Raw genomic sequence first — 18,657 nt, 5'->3', positions numbered from 1 at the left:
TCGGGTTATCGCAGATACTCGATCGGCGCCTTCCGGAGGTAGCGCTCGGTGAAGATGTCGTCGGGCAGGCCGACGTCATACCGCACCCCGCTGTACTCGGCCGTGGTGTGTCCGCCGAGGCGCTCGTCGCTCATGCGCGCCCTGACGACCGTGGGGTGGCCGTCGATCGTCTCGACCGACTCCGCCGTGTACGTGCGGTAGACCTCGTCGCGGTCGTCGTAATACTTCGACTGCACCACGAGGAACGACTCCCGGTGAATCCACGTCTTGTAGTAGGCGAACTCGACCTGCTTCGGTTCTTTCGGATCGTGCCGGAGCACGTAGTAGTTCTCCGTCGTCTCCACCAGCTCATGCGTGTCTTCCGCAGCGGTGCGCCCGGAGACGTCCTCGTAGAAAAAGTGGGTGCCCACGAAGCTCGTGCGCTCTTCCGAGGACGCGATGCGCTTGACCAGATCGAGATCCGGCAGGTAGAGCCAGCGGTCGTCGTCGCGGTCGAGCGCGGTATGTTTCCACACCATGAAGACCGTCTTGCGGACGTCGGCGGGGCGGCGGAAGTAGGCGTAGTAACGCTGGTCGCCGAGAAACGAGTCGTCGGCGTCTTTCTCCCCTGCGGGCACCATGTCCTTGCGCAGGATGATCAGCTCGCGCAGCCGCTCCCTCCCCTGCTTGTCCACGATCGTCATCGACACCCGGGCGCGTCCGTCGTCGCCCTGGTAGTAGTTCGCGCGCTGCGCGCGTTCCACGATTTCATCCGCGCTCAGGTCGGCGGCCGCGGCCGCGGCCGCGAAACAGAACACCGCCGCCGTCATAATCAGGTTTGTTTTCATGGTTCCCTCTCCTCGTTTGTGGCCGACTGTTTCAGGTCGTCTTCCGTTCCCCCGTGCCCGGGAACCGGGACCTCTTCGGTACACCGTTCGGTCCGGCTGATCCAGTAACACGCCTGGGCCAGGATGAGCACGATCACCAGGCTCACCCACGTCGTCGCGGTCCATCCTCCTTTCAGGAAGCGGGCCAGGTTGATGACCACGACAGCGAGCACCGCCAGGCTGGTGACGAAGCAGGTGCCGCAGTGGCAAGCCATCATTGACTTCCGTGTACGCGGGAAGAGCAGCCGCTCGAGCAGCGTGATCAGCGCCGGCAGGATCAGCAGCGACGCGAGGCCCGCGGTCAGCAGGATCGCGGCGATGAACACACCGACGGTCTTATAGGGCACGAGCGGAGCCGCGAGCAGCGGCAGGAAGCCGACGCCGATCACGATGGCATTGCGCGTGATCGCCCGTGCGGGCTCTCCGAAGACCGGCCCCGCCGTATCCGCCCAGGATCCGTGTTCGAGATAGATTGCGCGGCTGCGCGAAAGAAAGTGGATCGCGTAGTCGACCGCCAGTCCGAGGCTGAGCGCGGAGAGCACCGCGACCGGCATGTCGTAGTCCTTGCCGATCAGCCCGATCGCCCCGTAGATGAGCGCGATGGTCACCGTCAGCGGCACCATCGAAAGCAGCCCCCACAGTGCGGAGCGGTAGAGGATGGTCATCATGAGGAACACGATCAGGAAGGACCCCAGGAAGGCCTGCAGCATGCCCGAGACCATCCGGTCCTGCCAGACGACGTTGATATGGGTAAGGCCGAACCAGCGGTGGCGGAGACGGACCGACCCGGGGCCGTCGTGTTCCTTCATGAAGGCGTCGACCGCGTGCACGACTTTTTCCATATCACGATTATCGCCGCTCCTGAGCTGCAGCCAGAGCACCGACGTCCGGTAGTCGGGGGTCACGAAGTGCCAGAGGTCCTGCGGACGGTGGCTGTTCTGATACTGCAGGAGCGTCTGGGCCACGCCGCCGGAGGAATCCGGAAGGCGGTAATCTTCTTCGCGGCCGGACTGCAGTTCGCGGTAGACGGTCTTGACGATGGTCGAGAGCGAATTGACTTCGCCGACGATACCCGTGTCCAGAAGGTGCGCCTTGAGCCGGTCTATGAACGCCAGCACCTCGGGCTGTTTGAAGACCTGGTCGCGGCCGCGCTCTTTGGCGAGAAACGAGAGGGCCGCGTCCCAGGCCTCCATCTGCGCTTCGGGTGCGCCGAAGAGCTGTTCGTCGGCGTGCTTTTCGAGGCGGTCCAGGAGCTGGGCGCGAGGCTGCGTCGCCTCCGGCCCGACGGACGCCCTGCGCGCGAGTTCCTCGAAGACCTTCTCCGACTGCGGAATGTCTTTCAGGGAGGCCCCCTTCTCGCGGAGCCGCTCCTGCAGACCGGCGGCGTAGTCGGCGGTCGTGCCGGCGGCCTCTCCGGGTTCGAGCGTGAGGTAGGCCATGTAGGTGCCGCCGAAATGCTCGTTGAGCACGCGGTCGGCGACGCGTATGGGGTGGGCACGATTAAACCAGCGGATCGGGTTGTCGTTGATCCGTATCTGCGAGATGCCGTAGACGGCCACGGCACTCAGCACGACGACGCCGGCGAGGACGGGTTTCGCGTAGCGGAACGTGGCCCGCCCGGTCTTCCGCAGTACGCGGGAGAGCGCGCCCTGATGCTCCTGCTCGCCGTGATGGACCGCGCCGAAGTTTTCCAGCGAGGAGGGCTTCAGGAACATGATGTAGGCCGGAATAAAGGTGATCGTCCAGAGCCAGGCCATCAGCACGCCGAACGAGACGAAGATGCCGAAGACCTGCACGGGCGGGATCGGGACCAGCGCCAGCGAGCCGAATCCGACCGCCGTGGTGATGGAGGTGTAGAGCATCGGCACGAACAGCGAATCCATGACGCGCGTGATGGTCGTCTCGCGGTCGCGTGTCTCCTGGTAGCGGTCGAAGAACTCGGAGAGGATATGCACCGCGTCGAGCACCGCGATCGGCATGATGAACACGGGAATCATCGAACTCATGATATGGACCGTGTTGCCCGTGGCCACCAGCAGTCCCATGGTCATGATCACGCAGACGACCGCGACGATCATCGGCGAGATGATCAGCGTGATTTTGCGGAAGAAAAACCACATCAGCAGAAAAATGATCAGCATGGCCAGCGGCGCGGAGATCGCCATCTGTTTGAACATCTCCACGCCGAAGACATCCTCGGCGACGGGCAGACCGGTGATGTGATACTGCTCCGGGCCGTCGAACGTCGCGATCTTCTCCTGCAGCGCGTCGTAGACCCGGCTGCTCATATCCTTCGAGGTCAGCGGCAGGTAGAGCGCCACGGCCTTACCGTCGGACGAGAGCAGCGTACCGTTGAGGAAAGGGATATCCTGCGCGCGCTCCCGGATCGCACGCGCCTCTTCGCGCGTGGCGGGCGGCTCCTGCATGAGCCACTCAAAGCGCACGACACCCGGCTGCTCACCCTGTTCGATGTTGTCGACCGTGGAGGGTGCGATGATATCGATCGGGACGACGCCGACGGTTTCGTTCGTGGCATCACCGGCGGGCCATCTCAGGCCTTTGGCGTACTCCGTCAGTTCGTACACGCGCCGGAGCGAATCCGGATTGAACACCCCGTCGGGATCCTGTTCGTTGACGACGCCGACCACGACCATATCGTTGAGCGACATGGTCTCCTTCATCCGGTCGTGGTAGACCCGCACCTCCGCGTCTTTCGGCAGCATGTTCTCCGGATCGGTATCGACCTTCAGCGGAGCAAGCCCCGTAAACTGTTCCGGCCACAGCGTCGGCAGCGCCGCCAGCAGGGCCAGCAGCAGCGCGAGCTTGACCATCAGGAGCGTCACCGCGCGCGGGTGACGGGTGCAGAACCGTGCGATGAGGCCTCCGGGATTATTCTTCATCTTCGTCCCTCCGCTTTCCCTTCATGGCAGCATGGCCTTCCGGCCGGCTGAACTGGAGGCAGATGCAGTCCAGGATCGACAGGACGCGCTCGTCCGCGATCAGGTACCACATCTCGCGCCCCCGCCGCTCGGATTCGACCAGCCCCAGCATCTTCATCTGGCGCAGGTGGTGCGAGATGACCGCCTGCGGGAACCCCGTTTCACGAACCAGCTGATACACCGGCGCCTCTTTATCCAGTTCGAGCACCCGCATGATTTTCAGGCGCTGAGGATGGGCGAGCATGCGCAGCATGCGCGCCGCCCGCTCCAGGCATTCGGGGGTCAGGTGCCCCGCTCCGATACATGTCTCGCCTCGTTTCATGGCGCCCTTATATATTTAGCTATCTACATATGTCAATACCAAGATAATAAAAATCTGCGGGATTTTTGGTCCTGCGCATATTTTTGGTTATTCGAGGATTTTTATGGTGAGCGGGGGCAAGTCCGCTCGCGTCACATCGTACTCGTACTCAGCGAAGCGGTACTCGTACTCGAATTCCTTGAATCGAGGGATGGGATCGCGCCTTCGGCGCTCCGAGTACGCGTACGAGTAAGAGTACGAATTATGTTCACCCCCTCAACCGACCTTCATGTGAAGGTAGGGACGGACCTCCGGGCCGTCCGCAAGACCGGCGCGCTCGGAGATCGCGCCCTACCCGGAAACCGCAAAGATGAATGAGAAGAGCACAGGCAAAAAGATCGTGCGCTCTCTCTTACGTTCGTAGTAGGCCCGCAGGTCCGCGCAGCGGACAAGGGCCGTTATCTTCACGCGCCTGGCCTGCCGGGGGCAGGCTTGCGGCGCTACTACGAACGTTTGGCGTCTCCCATCCCGACCCCGGCATCCTCTGTGACCGCTGTGGTGAATCCCATGCTCTCCCCACGATAGAGATGATTACGCAGTGTCGCGCTCCCTCTGACCTCCCGCATTCCACGTTCCACTCCGGCCGCGACGCCGGCAGCAGTTCTCATTATGGCCGCATTCCGACCGCGGACGGCGTGGCAGCCGTCCCTCCCGAGTCGATATCCGACGCATTTTCGGGCACTGGGAGGGTCGGGTGCCACCCCGACCGAAAAGGGTGAAGCCATAATGAGAATCGCTGCGACGCCGGTTTTCATCCTTCATGTCGCGCCCCGCACCCGCTAGTATACGGCGGTTATGATGTGCAGCCGGTTCATCTTTACGCTTGGTGCCGCCGCGGGGCTGGTGTTCTCGGCGTGTGCGGATCCGGACCCCGCTGTTCTTCGAGTGCAGACCAGCATCCCCCCGCTCAAGACTTTCGTGGAGCGGGTCGGCGGGGATGGCGTCGAGGCGGCGACGGTGCTGCGCGCCGGGGAGAGTCCGGCGGTCTACCGCCCGCGACCGCGCGAGGTGGCGGCCCTGCTCAAGGCCGATCTGTTTTTCCGGGTGGGTGTGCCGTTCGAAGACGCGCTGCTGCCGAGAATCCGCACCGCCCGCGGCGGCCCCGAGGTTGTGGATCTGCGGCGCGGACTGAAGCTCCGCCGCATGCCGGAGGCCCACCGGCACGACGGACACGATCAACACTCCCATGATCACGGCCGCTCCGATCCCCACGTCTGGCTCGACCCGGACCGTGTGCGGATCATGGCGCGGACCATACGCGACACTCTGATCCGGCGCGATCCCGGCCGCGAGAAGGAGTATCGCCGGCGGTGCGATCTCTTTATCGACGAGCTGGACCGGCTGGACGAGCGCATCGGGACGATGCTCGCCCCGTATGAGGGCCGCACGTTTTATGTGGTCCATCCGAGTTTCGGATACTTCGCCGAGGCCTACGAACTCGAACAGGCCGCGATTGAGCCCGGCGGCAAGGCACCCGGTCCCGCTCATCTGAGGTCCTGGATCCGGCGGGCGCGGGAGGAGCGCATCGGCGCCGTACTGGTCCAGCCCCAGTTCCCGCAGAACGCCGCACGCGCGATCGCGGAAGAGGCGGGAGCCCGCCTGATCGAGGTCGATCCGCTCGACCCCGACTACGGCCGGAACCTGCTCCGCATGGCGGAGAGCCTGAAAGAGGCGCTGGAATGAGCGATGCGGCTCCATCCGCACCCCCGGCCGTCAGCCTGAACGGCGTCGGCTTCGAATACGGAAACACGCCCGTGGTGCAGGACGCCACCTTCGACATCGAATCCGGCGCGTTCGTGTGCATGATCGGGCCCAACGGCGGCGGCAAGACTACGCTGCTCAGGCTGATGCTCGGGTTGAACCGTCCGGCCAGGGGAACGGTGCGCATCCTGGGCCGGCCGCCGGGACGGGTGCGGCGAAGCATCGGCTACATGCCGCAGCACCTTCAGTACGACCGCGCGTTTCCGGTGACCGTGCGGGACGTCGTGCGGATGGGGCTGATCGGCTGCCGCGGCCGCGGCGGCGCGCGTGTACGCGAGGCGCTGGAGACGGCCGGACTGTACGATCGTGCCGACACCCCCTTTCACCGGCTCTCCGGCGGGCAGCGTCAGCGTGTGCTGATCGCCCGCGCGCTGGTTTCCGGACCGCAGCTGCTGTTGCTCGACGAACCCACGGCCAACGTCGACCCCGCGGCGGAGGAGCATCTCTTTGATCTGCTCACGCGGCTGAACCGGCGCATGACGATCGTGGTCGTATCGCACGACCTGGGGTTCGTCTCCTCGGCGATCGACTACTGCATCTGCGTCAACCGCCGGGTCTTCACGCACCCGACCCGCGAGATCACCGGCGAAAAGATTGAAGAGCTTTACGGCGGGCGCCTCTCCGCCGTGCGCCACGAGCAAACCCGCACCTTTCCCGGAGGCGGATGATGGAGACGTGGATCGACATCCTCACCGCGCCGGACACCGCTTTTTTACGGCGGGCGCTCTGGGCCGGCCTGCTGGCCGCGCCGGCCTTCGGCGTCACCGGCTCGTACGTGGTCGCGCGCCGGCTGAGCGGCATGGCCGGTTCCATCGCCCACTGCATTCTCGGCGGCATCGGGCTCGCGCTCTTCCTGCAGGCCCGGGAGATCGCACCGTGGTTCACTCCCGCCGTCGGTTCACTCGTTTCAGCGCTGGCCGCGGCGCTGATCCTGGGGGTCGTCAGCCTGCGGTCGCGCGAGCGCGAGGACACGGTCATCGGCGCGCTGTGGGCGCTGGGGATGTCGGCCGGTCTGCTCTTCATCGCGCACACCCCCGGTTATATCGATCCGATGCGTTACCTCTTCGGCGACATCCTCATGGTCTCCCCGAACCAGCTGCGCGGCATCGCCGCGCTGGATGGGATCATCCTGCTCCCGGCCGTCCTGCTTTACCCGCGGTTTCTGGCCGTGTGTTTCGATGAGGAGTTCGCGCGGGTCAGGGGGCTGAAGGTGGAGGGATACTATCTGCTGCTGCTCGCGCTGGCGGCGCTGACGATCGTGCAGCTCGTGCAGGTGGTGGGCATCGTCATGGTGATCGCGCTGCTCACGGTCCCGGCCGCCACGGCGGGATTCTTCGTCACCCGCCTCTGGCAGATGATGCTCGGAGCGACGCTTTACTGCGGCGCGGCGGTGGTGGCGGGACTCCTGCTCGCGTACCGTCTGAACTGGCCGGCGGGCCCCGCCATCATTTTGACCGCGGGCACGGTCTACCTGGCTCTGCTCGCGGTACGATCTTTAACCGGAAATCAGAAATAAGGGAGTGCGAAGATGAGCGAACGGGACGTGGTCATCGGCTTTGACCTCGGGGCGACCAAGATGCGCGCCGTGGCGCTTGACCGGAAGTTCCAGCCGCTGGGAAAGAAGAAGCGCAAGACGAAGGCGCACCTCAGCGAGTCTGAAGGGCTGGAGCGGATGGAGGAGACGGTGAGGGATGCGCTCGACGACGCCGACTGCTCCTCCGGCGACCTCAGCGCGATCGGGTTCGGCATCCCCGGACCGGTGGACCTCGAGAAGGGCGCACTGCCCGAAGCGCCCAATATGGGCTGGAAATCGCTGCCCCTGCGGGATTATTTCAGCGAGCGCTTCGGCGTGGATGTCACCGTGCTCAACGACGTCGACGCGGGGCTGTTCGGGGAGGTCCGGTTCGGGGCGGCGCGCGGCGCCCGCTGCGCGCTGGGCATTTTTCCCGGCACCGGCATCGGCGGCGCCTGCGTGATGGAAGACCGGATCGTGCGCGGCGGACGCTTCTCCTGTTTCGAGATCGGCCATATGAAGGTAATGCCCGGCGGTCCGCTGTGCGGTTGCGGGGCCCGGGGATGCCTCGAAAGCGTGGCCAGCCGGCTGGTCATCTCGGCCCAGGCGGCGGCCGCGGCTCATCGCGGTGACGCGCCGTGGCTGGCGGAGGAGGTCGGAACCGACCTGGCGCAGATCCGCAGCGGCGCGCTGAGCCGATCGATCCAAAACGGCGACACCGCGGTGGAGGCTATCGTGCGCGACGCCGCGCGTCATATCGGCCGCGCCGCCGGCAACGTAATCAACCTGATCGCCCCGGACGTGGTCGTGCTCGGCGGCGGCCTGGTGGAAGCGATTCCTGAAATCTTCCGCGAAGAGATCGAGGAAACGGCGCGGCGGAACTGCATGCCGGCCTTCCGGGACAGCTTCGAGGTGAACGTCGCCGAACTCGGCGATGACGCGGCGGTGATGGGCGCCGCCGCGTGGGCGTGGGAGCGGGAGTGAGACCCGTTTCATCCGTTATGTTCACGGGGGTGTATTTCAAAAGAAGAGGTGAACATAATTCGTACTCGTACGCGTACTCGTACGCGTACTCGGAGCGCCGAAGGCGCGATCCCATCCGTGTCATCGGTAATCCGTGGTCGAAAACACAGGAAAGGTCTCTCGCAAAGGCGCCGGGATCGCAAAGATGAATGAGAAGAGCACAGGCAAAGAGATCGTGCGCGCTCTCTTACGTTCGTAGTAGGCCCGCAGACCCGCGAAGCGGGGCCAGGGCCGTTATCTTTCACGCGCCTGGCCTGCGGGGGCAGGCTTGCGGCGCTACTACGAACGATCGATTCCCGGGCGCTGATCCCGGCGTGGGCCAGGGCGCGGAACTGGATCCGCTCAGAAGCGGAGGTCTGCGCGGGCCAGCCTCGCGGCCAGCTCCTGCAGCACCCGCTCATCGTCCTGATCGCCGGCTGATTCGAACGTGGCGGAGAACCGCAGGTACGGTCCGGCCTCGTCCCAGGGCACGGTCGACACGGAATGCTCGCGCAGGAGGTGCAGCGAGGCCTCTTCGGCGTTGCTGAAGGTCACCTTCCCCGCCGCCTTCGGGGCCGGCACGTAGAGGTAGAAGGTTCCGCCGGGCATCCGGGCGTCGAAACCCGCGACGTTCAGCAGCTCCACCATGCGCCGGAGCCGTTTTTCGTAGTGGTCGCGTATGGACTCCGCGAGGCCGGGATCGGCCAGTCCCGCGCACCCGGCCTGCTGGATCGCCTTGAACTGGCCGGAATCGCTGTGATCTTTCACGGTCGCCAGCGCCCGGACCGCCCAGGAGGGTCCGGCGAAGAAACCCAGCCGCCAGCCGGTCATATTGTAGCTCTTGCTCAGCGAGTGCATTTCCAGGGCGCATTCCTTCCCGCCGGGGCGGGCGAGAATGGAGCGCGGGGCGCCGTCGTAGGTCAGCGTGGCGTAGGCCGCGTCCTGCACGATCAGGATGCCGTGCCTGTCCGCGAAGCGGATCAGCCGGTCGAAAAACTCGTCGGTGGCCGTGGCTCCGGTCGGATTATTGGGGTAGTTCACGTAGAACAGTTTGGCGCGGTCCGCGGTTTCCGGATCGATGGCGTCCAGGTCGGGGCAGAACCCCTGATCGCGGTGCAGCGGGAGCGCCACCGGTTCTCCGCCCATGTAGCGCGTATGGGTGGCGATGACGGGATAGCCCGGTACCGTGTGAAGCACCGCGTCGCCGGGATTCACGAACGCGAGCGGGAGCATGGCGAGGGCGGGTTTCAGGCCGACGCAATGATTCACCTCCGCCGCCGGATCGATCTCCGCTCCGAACACGGTCCGCATCCAGTCGGCGGCCGCCTGTTTGAACGGCTTGGGGCCGTTGTCCGCATACCCGCGGTTTTCCGGCAGGTCCACAGCGCGCTTGAGTTCCTCCCTGACGGGGGCGGGCGCCATGCGGTCGGGCTCGCCGACCCCGAAGTCGAGCAGCTCGGTGTCGGGCCGCCGTTCACGCGCCTCCGCCTTGGCCTGTTTGATCTTGCCGAACTTGTAGACCGCCCCCGGGCGGCCGAAATCGGCGCCGCCGATACGCCGGGCATAGAGCTGTTCCGGATTCAACATGATGGCGCACTCCTCTGGTTGGGAAAAAGCGAAGAGCGGAGTGTCGCGGGAGGTGCGGGGCGCTGTCAAGAAGAAGGAACCGACCTCAGTCCTCGATAATCTCGCCCTGGTGGCGAACGATTTCCGCGTCGACCATATAGATCACGTCTTCGGCGATATTGGTGGCGTGATCGCCGATCCGTTCGAGTCGGCGCACGACGGAGATGAGCTGGAGATAGACCTCGCGGTGCTCGAAATCGTCGTCCATCTTATCCGACAGTCGCCGCGACATCCGGCTGCGCATTTCGTCGATCCGGTCGTCATCGGACAGCACCTCGCGGGCGAGGTCGCTGTCGAGGTTGATGAGTGCGTCGAGGCTTTTCTTGAGGATCGCCTTCACGTGATCGCCCATCTCGGAGAGGTTGAGCGGCAGCTCGGTTTTCGGGAGGCTGCTGAGCCGTTTCCCGCTCTTGGCGATATTCACCGCCAGGTCGCCGATACGCTCCAGGTCGCTGTTCATTTTGAGCACGGCGATAATGTAGCGCAGGTCGATCGCCACGGGCTGGTAGAGCGCGAGCGCCTTCAGGCACTCTTCTTCGACCTCCACTTCCATCTCATCGATGCGGTGATCGCTGTCGATGACTTCGACCGCGACTTCGGCGTTGGTTTCCTCGACCGCCTTTACGGCCCGGCCCACGTTTTCATCGACGCGCGCGCTGAGCGTGAACACGAGCTTGCGCAGCCTGGAGAGTTCTTTATCGAAGTGAAGCGACATCGTCTCTTGTCTTTCCGCCGGCTCAACCGAATCGTCCCGTAATGTAATCTTCCGTCTGTTTCTCGCGCGGGTTGGTGAACATGGTCCGGGTCCGGCCGAATTCCACCAGCACACCCTCGTAGAGAAAAGCCGTACAGTCGGAGACGCGGCCGGCCTGCTGCATATTGTGCGTAACGATGGTGATAGTATACTGCCCCCGCAGCTCGCCGATCAAGTCCTCGATTTTCGTAGTCGCCTTGGGATCGAGTGCGGAGGTCGGTTCGTCCATCAGCAGGATCTCGGGGCGCACGGCGAGCGCGCGGGCGATGCAGAGGCGCTGCTGCTGCCCTCCGGAGAGTCCCATGGCGTTATCCTCCAGCCGGTCCTTGACTTCGTCCCACAGCGCGGCCTGCCGGAGACTGGTCTCCACGATCTCCTCCAGTTCGCGGCGTTTCTTCTGCCCCTGCAGGCGCGGGCCGTAGGCGACGTTGTCGAAGATGGATTTCGGGAACACGTTCGGCTTCTGGAACACCATGCCGATGCGGGTGCGCAGGACGACCACATCGATGCGCGGGTCGTAGATGTTCCGCCCGTCGAATTCGAGTTCCCCGCCGGTGGTGCAGCGGGGAATGAGATCGTTCATCCTGTTCATCGCGCGCAGCAGGGTGCTCTTGCCGCACCCGCTGGGGCCGATGATCGCGGTGACCAGTCCCTCGGGCACATCGAAGGTGACTTTTTTGACCGCCTCGAACGCGCCGTAATAGACCGAGAATTCACGGGCACGGATATGCGGACCGGGTGAAGCCATCCCCGCCGGCTCCCGGCGCCCCTCCTGCGGGGCGGTCGGCTGCGACGCCTGTGCGGACCCGGCCGATGAATGCGGACGGTTTTCCGCGGCGGGGGCCGCGGTCTCCCGCGGATCGTTCGTTTCGCTGTTCATAGTCATTCTGTTTCCGGTTTTCGGGCCGGGGCCCGGGTTAACCCTTCAGTCGGGACGAGATACGCGCGCGGATGGCGATCGCTGTAATGTTCAGAATCAGCACGATGGCGACAAGAGTAAAGACCATCCCGTACTGGACGTGCCGGATCTGGTCGACCGCTTCGTGTTCCGTGGCGAGGTTGTAGATATTCCACGGAAGCGCGGGCGTGGGCTGGGAAAAGGCGTCGAAAAGCTGGAGCGGCTCGCCCATGCTGACCGCCGCGGTAAAGATGATGGGCGCCGTTTCACCGGCCGCGCGCCCCATACTGATCACCACCCCGGTCAGGATCCCCGGCAGGGCGGCGGGAAGAATGACGGTGCAGATCGTGTGCCAGCGCCCGGCCCCCAGGCTCAGCGCGGCCTCCTTGTAGGCGGCGGGGACCGCCAGGATGGCCTCTTCCGAGGCGCGGATCACGGTGGGCAGGATCATCAGCGCCAGCGTGAGCGAACCGGCGAGCACGCTCTTGGTCTGGGTCACCTGCAGCGTGTTCAGGAAAAAGGCGAGACCGAAAAGGCCGAACACGATGCTCGGGACGCCGGCCAGCGTGCTTATGCAGGTGCGGATGAGGTTGATCACGCGGCCCGGGCGAGCGTATTCGCACAGATAAATCGCGGCGATGATTCCCATCGGCATGGCGAACAGCATGGCGCCGAGGGTGAGGTAGAGGGTGCCCAGCACTTCCGGCCCGATCCCCCCGAAGAAGTGGGAGTCGATGGAACGGTCGGTGAGAAACCGCCAGTAGAAGGTCCAGCCGGGCTGGAGCATCGCCTCGAAATGCTCCTCGAGATACGGGAAGAGCGGTTCCAGCCGGGTACCCGCGAAGTGTTCGCCCCGGGGCGTGTGGGTCCGGATCAGCGCGCCCCCGGGGTTATCGGGATCGGGGACCCAGCGCTCCTCGTGCATGGCCTCGAAAAGGTGAGTCCTGGCCTGGTCGAGGCGGGTGGCGCCGTACTTTTTGCGGACCAGCACGGGGGCCTTGTCCTCGGGATCCGGACCGATCAGGTGATGCACGGCCTCTTCCAGCTCGCGGAAGGAGCGACGGTACTCGCTGCGCAGCTCGCGCGATTCATCCATGGCGGCCTCGAATTCCCGGAGGTGCCGGAAGACCGGGCGCCTCGCCTCGCGCACGGCCTGCATCTCACGCTCGAAGCGCGAGGAATCGCCGCGCTCGAAATTTTCGAGCAGGAAGCGGCGGTGTTCGATCGTCCCGCGGAACACGTACGCGCTGATGCCGCGGCCGATGATCGGCCCGAGCACGAACAGCAGGAACAGGCCCATGACGAGGATCGAGAACAATCCCACGCCGGAAAAGGCCCGGTCCATGATGCGTCTGGAATCCCGCTTCATATTACGACCCGCTCAATTTTCGGCGTTGACGGTTGACGACCCACTGGCTGAGGAGATTCATCACGAACGAGATCACCAGCAGCGCCAGCGCGAGCGTGAAGAGCACATGAAAGCGCATCGTCCCCCGCGCGGCCTCGCCCATATCGCCGGCAATGCTGGCGGTGATCGTCCGCACCGGTTCGAGGAAGTCGTACCACGGGGCGGGGATTTTGGCCGTATTGCCCGAAGCCATCCACACGACCATCGTCTCCCCGATCACGCGCATGATCCCGAGGATCACGGCGGCCACGATGCCGCTCATCGCCGCGGGGATGATGGTGCGGCACAGCGTTTCCGCGCGCGTCGCCCCGAGTGCGTAGCTCCCTTCGCGCAACTCGCGCCCGGTCGCCTGCAGTGCGTCCTCGGCCACGCTCACGATCGTGGGCAGCGCCATCATGCCGAGAATGAACGACACGTTGAGCGCGTTGGTGCCGGAGGTGACCTCCAGGCCGGACAGGGCGGAACCGGCCCAGGCGAGGAGTCCCAGTCCGGCGACGCCGAAAATCGAGGTCAGCACGGTGCGCCGGGTGCCCCGGTTTTTACCCGGAACACGGTCCGCCAGCACATCGCCGAGCACCAGCGCGCCGAGCAGCGCCACAGGCAGAAACACGATCCAGCACAGGAGCGCGAGCAGGGGGCCGCCCTGTTCCTGGAGGATGGGGGCGAAGACCACGAGCGCGAAAAAACCGAAGGCCACGGAGGGGATGGCGGCCAGGATCTCGATGACCGGCTTGACGTACTGGCGGACGACGAAGGGAAGCACATCGCTCAGGCACACGGCGGCGGCGATCCCCAGCGGGACGGCCACCACGACCGAGCCGAGCGTGACCATCGCACTGCCGAAGAAAATCGCCTGCGCGCCGTAGCTGGGCTGCTCCTCGGAAGAGGGATACCATTCGCCCGAACCGAAAAATTCAGCGAGCCCCTGCTGGCGTATGAACGGCCACGCATCCCGGGCGATGTAGTAGAAGATGAACAGCACGGCCAGCATCGAGAGGGAGGTGACGAGAAAAAGGAATCCTTCTCCGACCGCCCGGCCGAGGCGCTGTATCCGGCTGGCCCGGCGGCTCATCGTCAGATCGCGCTGCGCACTTTTGTGTACTGCCATCCTCGATTCCCCATGCCCGTCGCGGGGGGCATACGCGAGGCGCGGCGCCGGAACGCCGCGCCTCTTTTTTTTCATAACTCCATCCCGCCCTTACGCCGGCGCATCAGTAGGAAGTCACCGGCACAAAGCCGAGATCCTCCACAATCTCCTGGCCTTCGGATGAGAGGTAGATGGTGACGAATCGGTAGAGCGCCGAGCCCAGTTCCGGATAGCCGTCCGTATACATGAACAGCGGGCGCGCCACCGGGTAATCGCCCGTCTTGATCGCCCGCGGCGTCGGTTCCACCCCGTCGATCGTCAGCGCGCGCACGCCCTCGACGAATCCGAGCCCCACGTAGCCGATCGCGGCAGGCGTCGATTCCACCCGCGAGCGCATCTGCCCGTTGGATCCGACCACCTCGGCGCCCGACATGATCTTCTTATCGCCCATGACCAGCTTTTCGAAACTCTCGAACGTGCCGCTGTTGGTATCGCGGGTAATCACCACGATCGGACGCGCCGGGCCGCCCAGTTCGCTCCAGTTGCGGATCCGGCCGAGATAGATGTCGCGGATCTGCTCCATCGAAAGCTCCTGCACGGGATTGCTCAGATGGGTGACCAGGGCGATGCCGTCGAGCGCCACCACATGCGGCACCGGCAGGACATCGTTTTCCACGGCATGTTTGAATTCTACGGGTTTCATGGCGCGCGACATATCGGCGATGTCGCAATTCCCGGCGACCATCGACTTGGCGCCGTTCCCGCTCCCGCTCTCGCTCACGGTGACGTTGATGTCGGGATTGGCCGCCATGAAATACGTCGCGAACGCTTTCGCAATCGGCCCCACCGTCGAAGACCCGTCGATGACCACCTTCTCCGTATCCTGACCGCACGCGAACATCGCAGAAGTGAGAACGGCGACCGCCAGCATCGTTTTTCTTGTCATTAAACTCATGAGGTGCTTTGTACTCCTGTTTTGTTAGTCCTGTGTTAGCGCTTGCACATAAACTGCGGGCGCCCCGGACCGGAGACCGAAACGTAGGGAAAAGCGGTGCGCGGTGCAACCCGTTTTGCCGGTTGCGCTCCGCCCCGGCTCAATTCACTGCGGCGTCACCTCCTTCCCTGCTCTGCAGGGGAAAGCGAAGCCTGAAGGTACTGCCCTCGCCGGGTGAACTCTCCACTTCCACATGCCCTTCGTGGACCTGCATAATATGTTTCACGATCGCGAGCCCCAGGCCCGTTCCGCCCATTTTGCGGCTCCGGTTCTTGTCCACCCGGTAAAACCGCTCGAACAGGCGGTCGAGATGATGCCGGTCTATACCCTGGCCCTGGTCGCTCACTTCGATCCTGGCCTCGCCGGAGTGTTGAGCGGCACGCACCCTGACCTGTCCGCCGGGCTCGCTGTATTTCACCGCGTTGTCGAGGAGATTGACGACCGCCTGCTCGATCAGGTGCGGATTGGCCACCGCCGAAAAATCGTGCGGGCAATCGATGACGATTTTCATCCGGCGGTCGCGCGCGCGCGTCTCGCACAGGTGGCGCGCATCTTCGAGCAGGGGCAGGATACGGCAGCTCTCGAAACTCAATTCGCCGCGCTCCGATGCGTCGTCCACTTGCGAAAGCGTCAGCAGGTCGGTGATGATCGCCTCCAGCCGCCGGGCCTGCCGGGCGATGATGTCCAGAAAACGCTTCTGTTCGCCATGGTCCCCCGCCCCGCTGTCGCTCAACATCTCGACGAACCCCTTGATGGAGGTGACCGGCGTCTTGAGTTCGTGGGATACGTTCGCCACGAAGTCCCGCCGTATCTGTTCGAGCAGACGCAGGCGGGTCACGTCGTGCAGCACGACGAGCACGCCGGCGTCGGGGACGTTGTGTTCGTTCGACAGCAGGCGCACGCCGTACACATGAAAGTGCCGGTCCCGCTCCCCGTACACGGTCATGTCGCCCTCGCGCGGCATGACGGATGCGAACATTTCGCTTATGAAATCCTGCAGATTGGCGTAGCGGATCGCCTCCTGCACACTGCGCCCCCTCGCCTCGCCCGGATGCACCCGCAGCATCTCGCCCGCCGCGCGATTCATCTTGATGATGCTCTCGTTCCGGTCGATGGCGATCACGCCCTCCGCCATATTGGACAGGACCGATTCGAGTTCGTGCTGCTGCTGGCGGATGGTGTTGAGGTTTTCATTCAGCCGTTCCGCCATCCAGTTCATCGACTGGGCCAGCTGTCCGATCTCTTCGATTTCGGGCACGGGGACCTTGCGCTCGAAATCGCCGCGCGCATACCGCTCGGCGGCCAGACGCATCGCCTCGAGCGGGCGGCTGATCCGGCGGGCCATGACGACGCCCACGACCATGGCCACGACGCCCACGGCCAGCCCCGCGAGCAGGATACGGCCGGCCATGGTATCGAGCGTGTTGCGGATGTCCGTGACGGGTCGCGCCACGCGCACCGCTCCGATCACCTCGCCGTTCGGGTTCGCCACCGGCACCGCCACGAAGAAGAGATTGCGGCCCTGGCGGTGATCGTAGCGGGTCTGCGCCCCGCGTTTGCCCTGCAGCGCCTCCCGCAGCTCCGGCCGGGCGCTGAGTCCCTCGCCGGAGGGCATTCCTCCCGTGGAACTCGCGACGAGCCGCCCCTCGGAATCCACCACCGTGATCCGGGCGCTCAGGAGTTCCGCGGTCGTCCGGCAGAGCGCGTCCAGTGCCTCCCGCTCGTCGCGTATCAGCTCGGTCCGCGCACGCTCGGCAACCGCCTCCGCGCGCGCCTCGAGCGTGGTTTTCAGTTCCCGGAAATAGACCGACTGTGCGGAGTAATACGTATAGCCGGTCAGGACCAGCAGCGAGCAGAGCAATACCAGCCAGTAACTCGGAACGAGTTTCCAGAAAAGCTTTCGGCGGGACATCGCGGAGGCGCCCCCTTCAGTCCGTGAAACGATAGCCGACGCCCCGCACCGTTTCAATGTATTTACCGGCCCGTCCCAGCTTCTTACGCAGGCCGACAATCTGGACATCCACCGAGCGTTCCGTCACCGGGTAGTCCTCCCCGTGCACCGCGTCCACGATCTGGTAGCGGGTGAACACCCAGCCGGGGCGCCGGGCGAGAAAATGAAGCACGCGGAATTCCGAATAGGTCAGTTCCACCGTATTTCCGTCCAGCGTGACCTCATGCCGGCCGGGATGTATGACGAGGTCGCGGACGCGGAGAACGTCCTCTTCCGAGGTCGTCTCTTCGAGTTCGCGTCTGCGCAGGACGGCCTTGATCCGGGCCATCAGCACCCGCGGGCTGAACGGCTTGGTGATGTAATCGTCGGCGCCGATTTCCAGACCGGTCACGATGTCCGATTCCTCCCCGCGGGCCGTCAGCATGACCACGGGGATGTCGGCGGTCTCGGAACCGGATTTGAGCTGCCGGCATACCTCGATCCCGTCCAGACCGGGCAGCATGAGATCCAGTATGATCAGGTCCGGCTTGCGCTTCCCGACCGACTTCAGCGCCTCTTCTCCCGTCGCGGCCGTCCCCACTTCATACCCGTTGCGCGCGAGATTGAACCTCACGAGTTCGAGTATGTCCTCCTCATCCTCTACCGCCAGCAGATACTCTTTCGCCATCGCACGCACCTCGATTCGCCTCGTCCCCATCGAACGTCGAACGCCAGATTGAATATTAAACGCTTCCGCTTTGTTAGTATATCATTTGTATAATGTTAGGAGCGGGACGGATAAGGCTCCCTTTCAGGGCGACGGCGGTCCGGAACCGGTACAGCGGGGACGGACGCAGGGTGTCCGGGGCGACCTGTGGCGCCCCGGTTTCGAGTTCGACGGCCACAACCACCGCGGAGGCTTCCTTCCCTGCGGCGCGGCGGCAGGAGAACCGCATTCCGGTTATCCCTCCGGCGAGTACCTGCTGCTCCCAGCCTTCGGCGCTCGGACACGCCGCCGCGCGGTCATAACAGCGCAGACCCCACGGGCGCTGCGCGGCTTTGTCCCAGGCGCAGGCGTCGGCGGCATCGCGCCGGACGGCGCGTTTGAGCACTCGCCTGCTTCCGCCGCCGCTGAGCGGCGACCGGCAGGTGTCCAGGTAGTAGCAGACCTCGGCGATTCCCCGCCTTGAGGGTCGGGCCGCGAAGGACGCCGTCGCGAGGTAGAGGCGGTCTCCCGTCATTCCGTCGCCGACCCGATCCGCGGCCCGGATCAGGCATGCGCCCGGGCGTCCCGGCGCGACCGCACACCGGAGGTCGCGGCGCAGGATATCGAGCGCCGCCCGGACCTCGGCGGTCCTTCTCGTCTCGGCCACCCCGCGATCCCAGACCTTCAGGGCCACGCCCGTAATCCTCGTTACGGCGGCCGCGAGTACGCCGAGCACCGCCATGGCGGTCAGCAGTTCGACCAGCGTGAATCCGCGCCGCACCCTGCCCTCTCTTCCTCCGCGTCTCATGATC

General features: G+C 64.7%; 16 protein-coding genes. 4 read left to right on the top strand and 12 right to left on the bottom strand.

Annotation, left to right across the window (positions count from 1 at the left end):
• Positions 1 to 5: 5 nt before the first annotated feature.
• The 3 genes from L21SP4_RS01485 to L21SP4_RS01475 are packed head-to-tail and all read right to left on the bottom strand — an operon-like array spanning position 6 to position 4,127.
• A complete protein-coding gene (locus tag L21SP4_RS01485) occupies positions 6 to 827 on the bottom strand; it encodes an outer membrane lipoprotein-sorting protein (RefSeq protein ID WP_052880999.1) in 822 nt (273 codons plus the stop codon).
• The gene (locus tag L21SP4_RS01480; protein ID WP_074041329.1) at positions 824 to 3,766 is read right to left on the bottom strand and encodes an efflux RND transporter permease subunit; all 2,943 of its coding nucleotides are present in this window, start codon (positions 3,764 to 3,766) and stop codon (positions 824 to 826) included. The genes L21SP4_RS01485 and L21SP4_RS01480 overlap by 4 nt, the downstream gene beginning before the upstream one ends.
• Positions 3,756 to 4,127: an ArsR/SmtB family transcription factor gene (locus L21SP4_RS01475; protein WP_052880998.1), complete on the bottom strand. Its 372-nt coding sequence runs from the start codon at positions 4,125 to 4,127 to the stop codon at positions 3,756 to 3,758. The genes L21SP4_RS01480 and L21SP4_RS01475 overlap by 11 nt, the downstream gene beginning before the upstream one ends.
• Positions 4,128 to 4,961: 834 nt before the next feature.
• Here L21SP4_RS01475 and L21SP4_RS01470 point away from each other — a divergent pair.
• Genes L21SP4_RS01470 through L21SP4_RS01455 form a run of 4 tightly spaced genes read left to right on the top strand, consistent with a single transcriptional unit; the run spans position 4,962 to position 8,424 of the window.
• The gene (locus tag L21SP4_RS01470) at positions 4,962 to 5,849 is read left to right on the top strand and encodes a metal ABC transporter solute-binding protein, Zn/Mn family (RefSeq protein ID WP_082116432.1); all 888 of its coding nucleotides are present in this window, start codon (positions 4,962 to 4,964) and stop codon (positions 5,847 to 5,849) included.
• The gene (locus L21SP4_RS01465) at positions 5,846 to 6,595 is read left to right on the top strand and encodes a metal ABC transporter ATP-binding protein (protein WP_052880996.1); all 750 of its coding nucleotides are present in this window, start codon (positions 5,846 to 5,848) and stop codon (positions 6,593 to 6,595) included. Before L21SP4_RS01470 ends, L21SP4_RS01465 begins: the two co-directional genes overlap by 4 nt.
• Complete coding sequence (locus tag L21SP4_RS01460; protein WP_201774657.1) at positions 6,592 to 7,443, top strand: metal ABC transporter permease; 852 nt, start codon at positions 6,592 to 6,594, stop codon at positions 7,441 to 7,443. The genes L21SP4_RS01465 and L21SP4_RS01460 overlap by 4 nt, the downstream gene beginning before the upstream one ends.
• A 12-nt stretch (positions 7,444 to 7,455) precedes the next feature.
• Positions 7,456 to 8,424 (top strand): ROK family protein, encoded by a 969-nt coding sequence (locus tag L21SP4_RS01455; RefSeq protein ID WP_052880994.1) that lies wholly within the window; start codon positions 7,456 to 7,458, stop codon positions 8,422 to 8,424.
• A 381-nt stretch (positions 8,425 to 8,805) separates the two neighbouring features.
• Here the strand turns inward: L21SP4_RS01455 and L21SP4_RS01450 are convergent, their stop codons facing one another.
• From L21SP4_RS01450 to L21SP4_RS01410, 9 genes are all read right to left on the bottom strand, one after another.
• Positions 8,806 to 10,029, bottom strand: coding sequence for an aminotransferase class I/II-fold pyridoxal phosphate-dependent enzyme (locus L21SP4_RS01450; protein WP_052880993.1), 1,224 nt, complete (start codon positions 10,027 to 10,029; stop codon positions 8,806 to 8,808).
• Between the two features lie 85 nt (positions 10,030 to 10,114).
• A complete protein-coding gene (phoU, locus tag L21SP4_RS01445) occupies positions 10,115 to 10,783 on the bottom strand; it encodes a phosphate signaling complex protein PhoU (RefSeq protein ID WP_052880992.1) in 669 nt (222 codons plus the stop codon).
• Between the two features lie 22 nt (positions 10,784 to 10,805).
• Positions 10,806 to 11,570 (bottom strand): phosphate ABC transporter ATP-binding protein PstB, encoded by a 765-nt coding sequence (pstB, locus tag L21SP4_RS01440; protein WP_052882927.1) that lies wholly within the window; start codon positions 11,568 to 11,570, stop codon positions 10,806 to 10,808.
• A 169-nt stretch (positions 11,571 to 11,739) separates the two neighbouring features.
• Positions 11,740 to 13,089 carry a phosphate ABC transporter permease PstA gene (pstA, locus tag L21SP4_RS01435; RefSeq protein ID WP_052880991.1) on the bottom strand — a complete coding sequence of 450 codons (1,350 nt, stop codon included), beginning with the start codon at positions 13,087 to 13,089 and terminating at the stop codon, positions 11,740 to 11,742.
• A 1-nt stretch (position 13,090) separates the two neighbouring features.
• Positions 13,091 to 14,236: a PstC family ABC transporter permease gene (locus tag L21SP4_RS01430; RefSeq protein ID WP_052882926.1), complete on the bottom strand. Its 1,146-nt coding sequence runs from the start codon at positions 14,234 to 14,236 to the stop codon at positions 13,091 to 13,093.
• Between the two features lie 103 nt (positions 14,237 to 14,339).
• Positions 14,340 to 15,161, bottom strand: coding sequence for a PstS family phosphate ABC transporter substrate-binding protein (locus tag L21SP4_RS01425; RefSeq protein WP_201774656.1), 822 nt, complete (start codon positions 15,159 to 15,161; stop codon positions 14,340 to 14,342).
• Between the two features lie 148 nt (positions 15,162 to 15,309).
• Positions 15,310 to 17,121: an ATP-binding protein gene (locus tag L21SP4_RS01420; RefSeq protein WP_052880989.1), complete on the bottom strand. Its 1,812-nt coding sequence runs from the start codon at positions 17,119 to 17,121 to the stop codon at positions 15,310 to 15,312.
• Positions 17,122 to 17,137: 16 nt separating this feature from the next.
• On the bottom strand, positions 17,138 to 17,827 hold the full coding sequence (locus L21SP4_RS01415; RefSeq protein ID WP_052882925.1) for a response regulator: 690 nt from the start codon (positions 17,825 to 17,827) through the stop codon (positions 17,138 to 17,140).
• 73 nt (positions 17,828 to 17,900) lie between these two features.
• On the bottom strand, positions 17,901 to 18,653 hold the full coding sequence (locus tag L21SP4_RS01410; RefSeq protein ID WP_160300614.1) for a PulJ/GspJ family protein: 753 nt from the start codon (positions 18,651 to 18,653) through the stop codon (positions 17,901 to 17,903).
• Positions 18,654 to 18,657: the final 4 nt, after the last annotated feature.

Origin of the sequence: Kiritimatiella glycovorans, from assembly GCF_001017655.1 — a bacterium.
GTDB lineage: Bacteria > Verrucomicrobiota > Kiritimatiellia > Kiritimatiellales > Kiritimatiellaceae > Kiritimatiella > Kiritimatiella glycovorans.
Note: the sequence above shows the minus strand (reverse complement) of the source record. Positions and strands in the feature narration are given on the sequence as shown.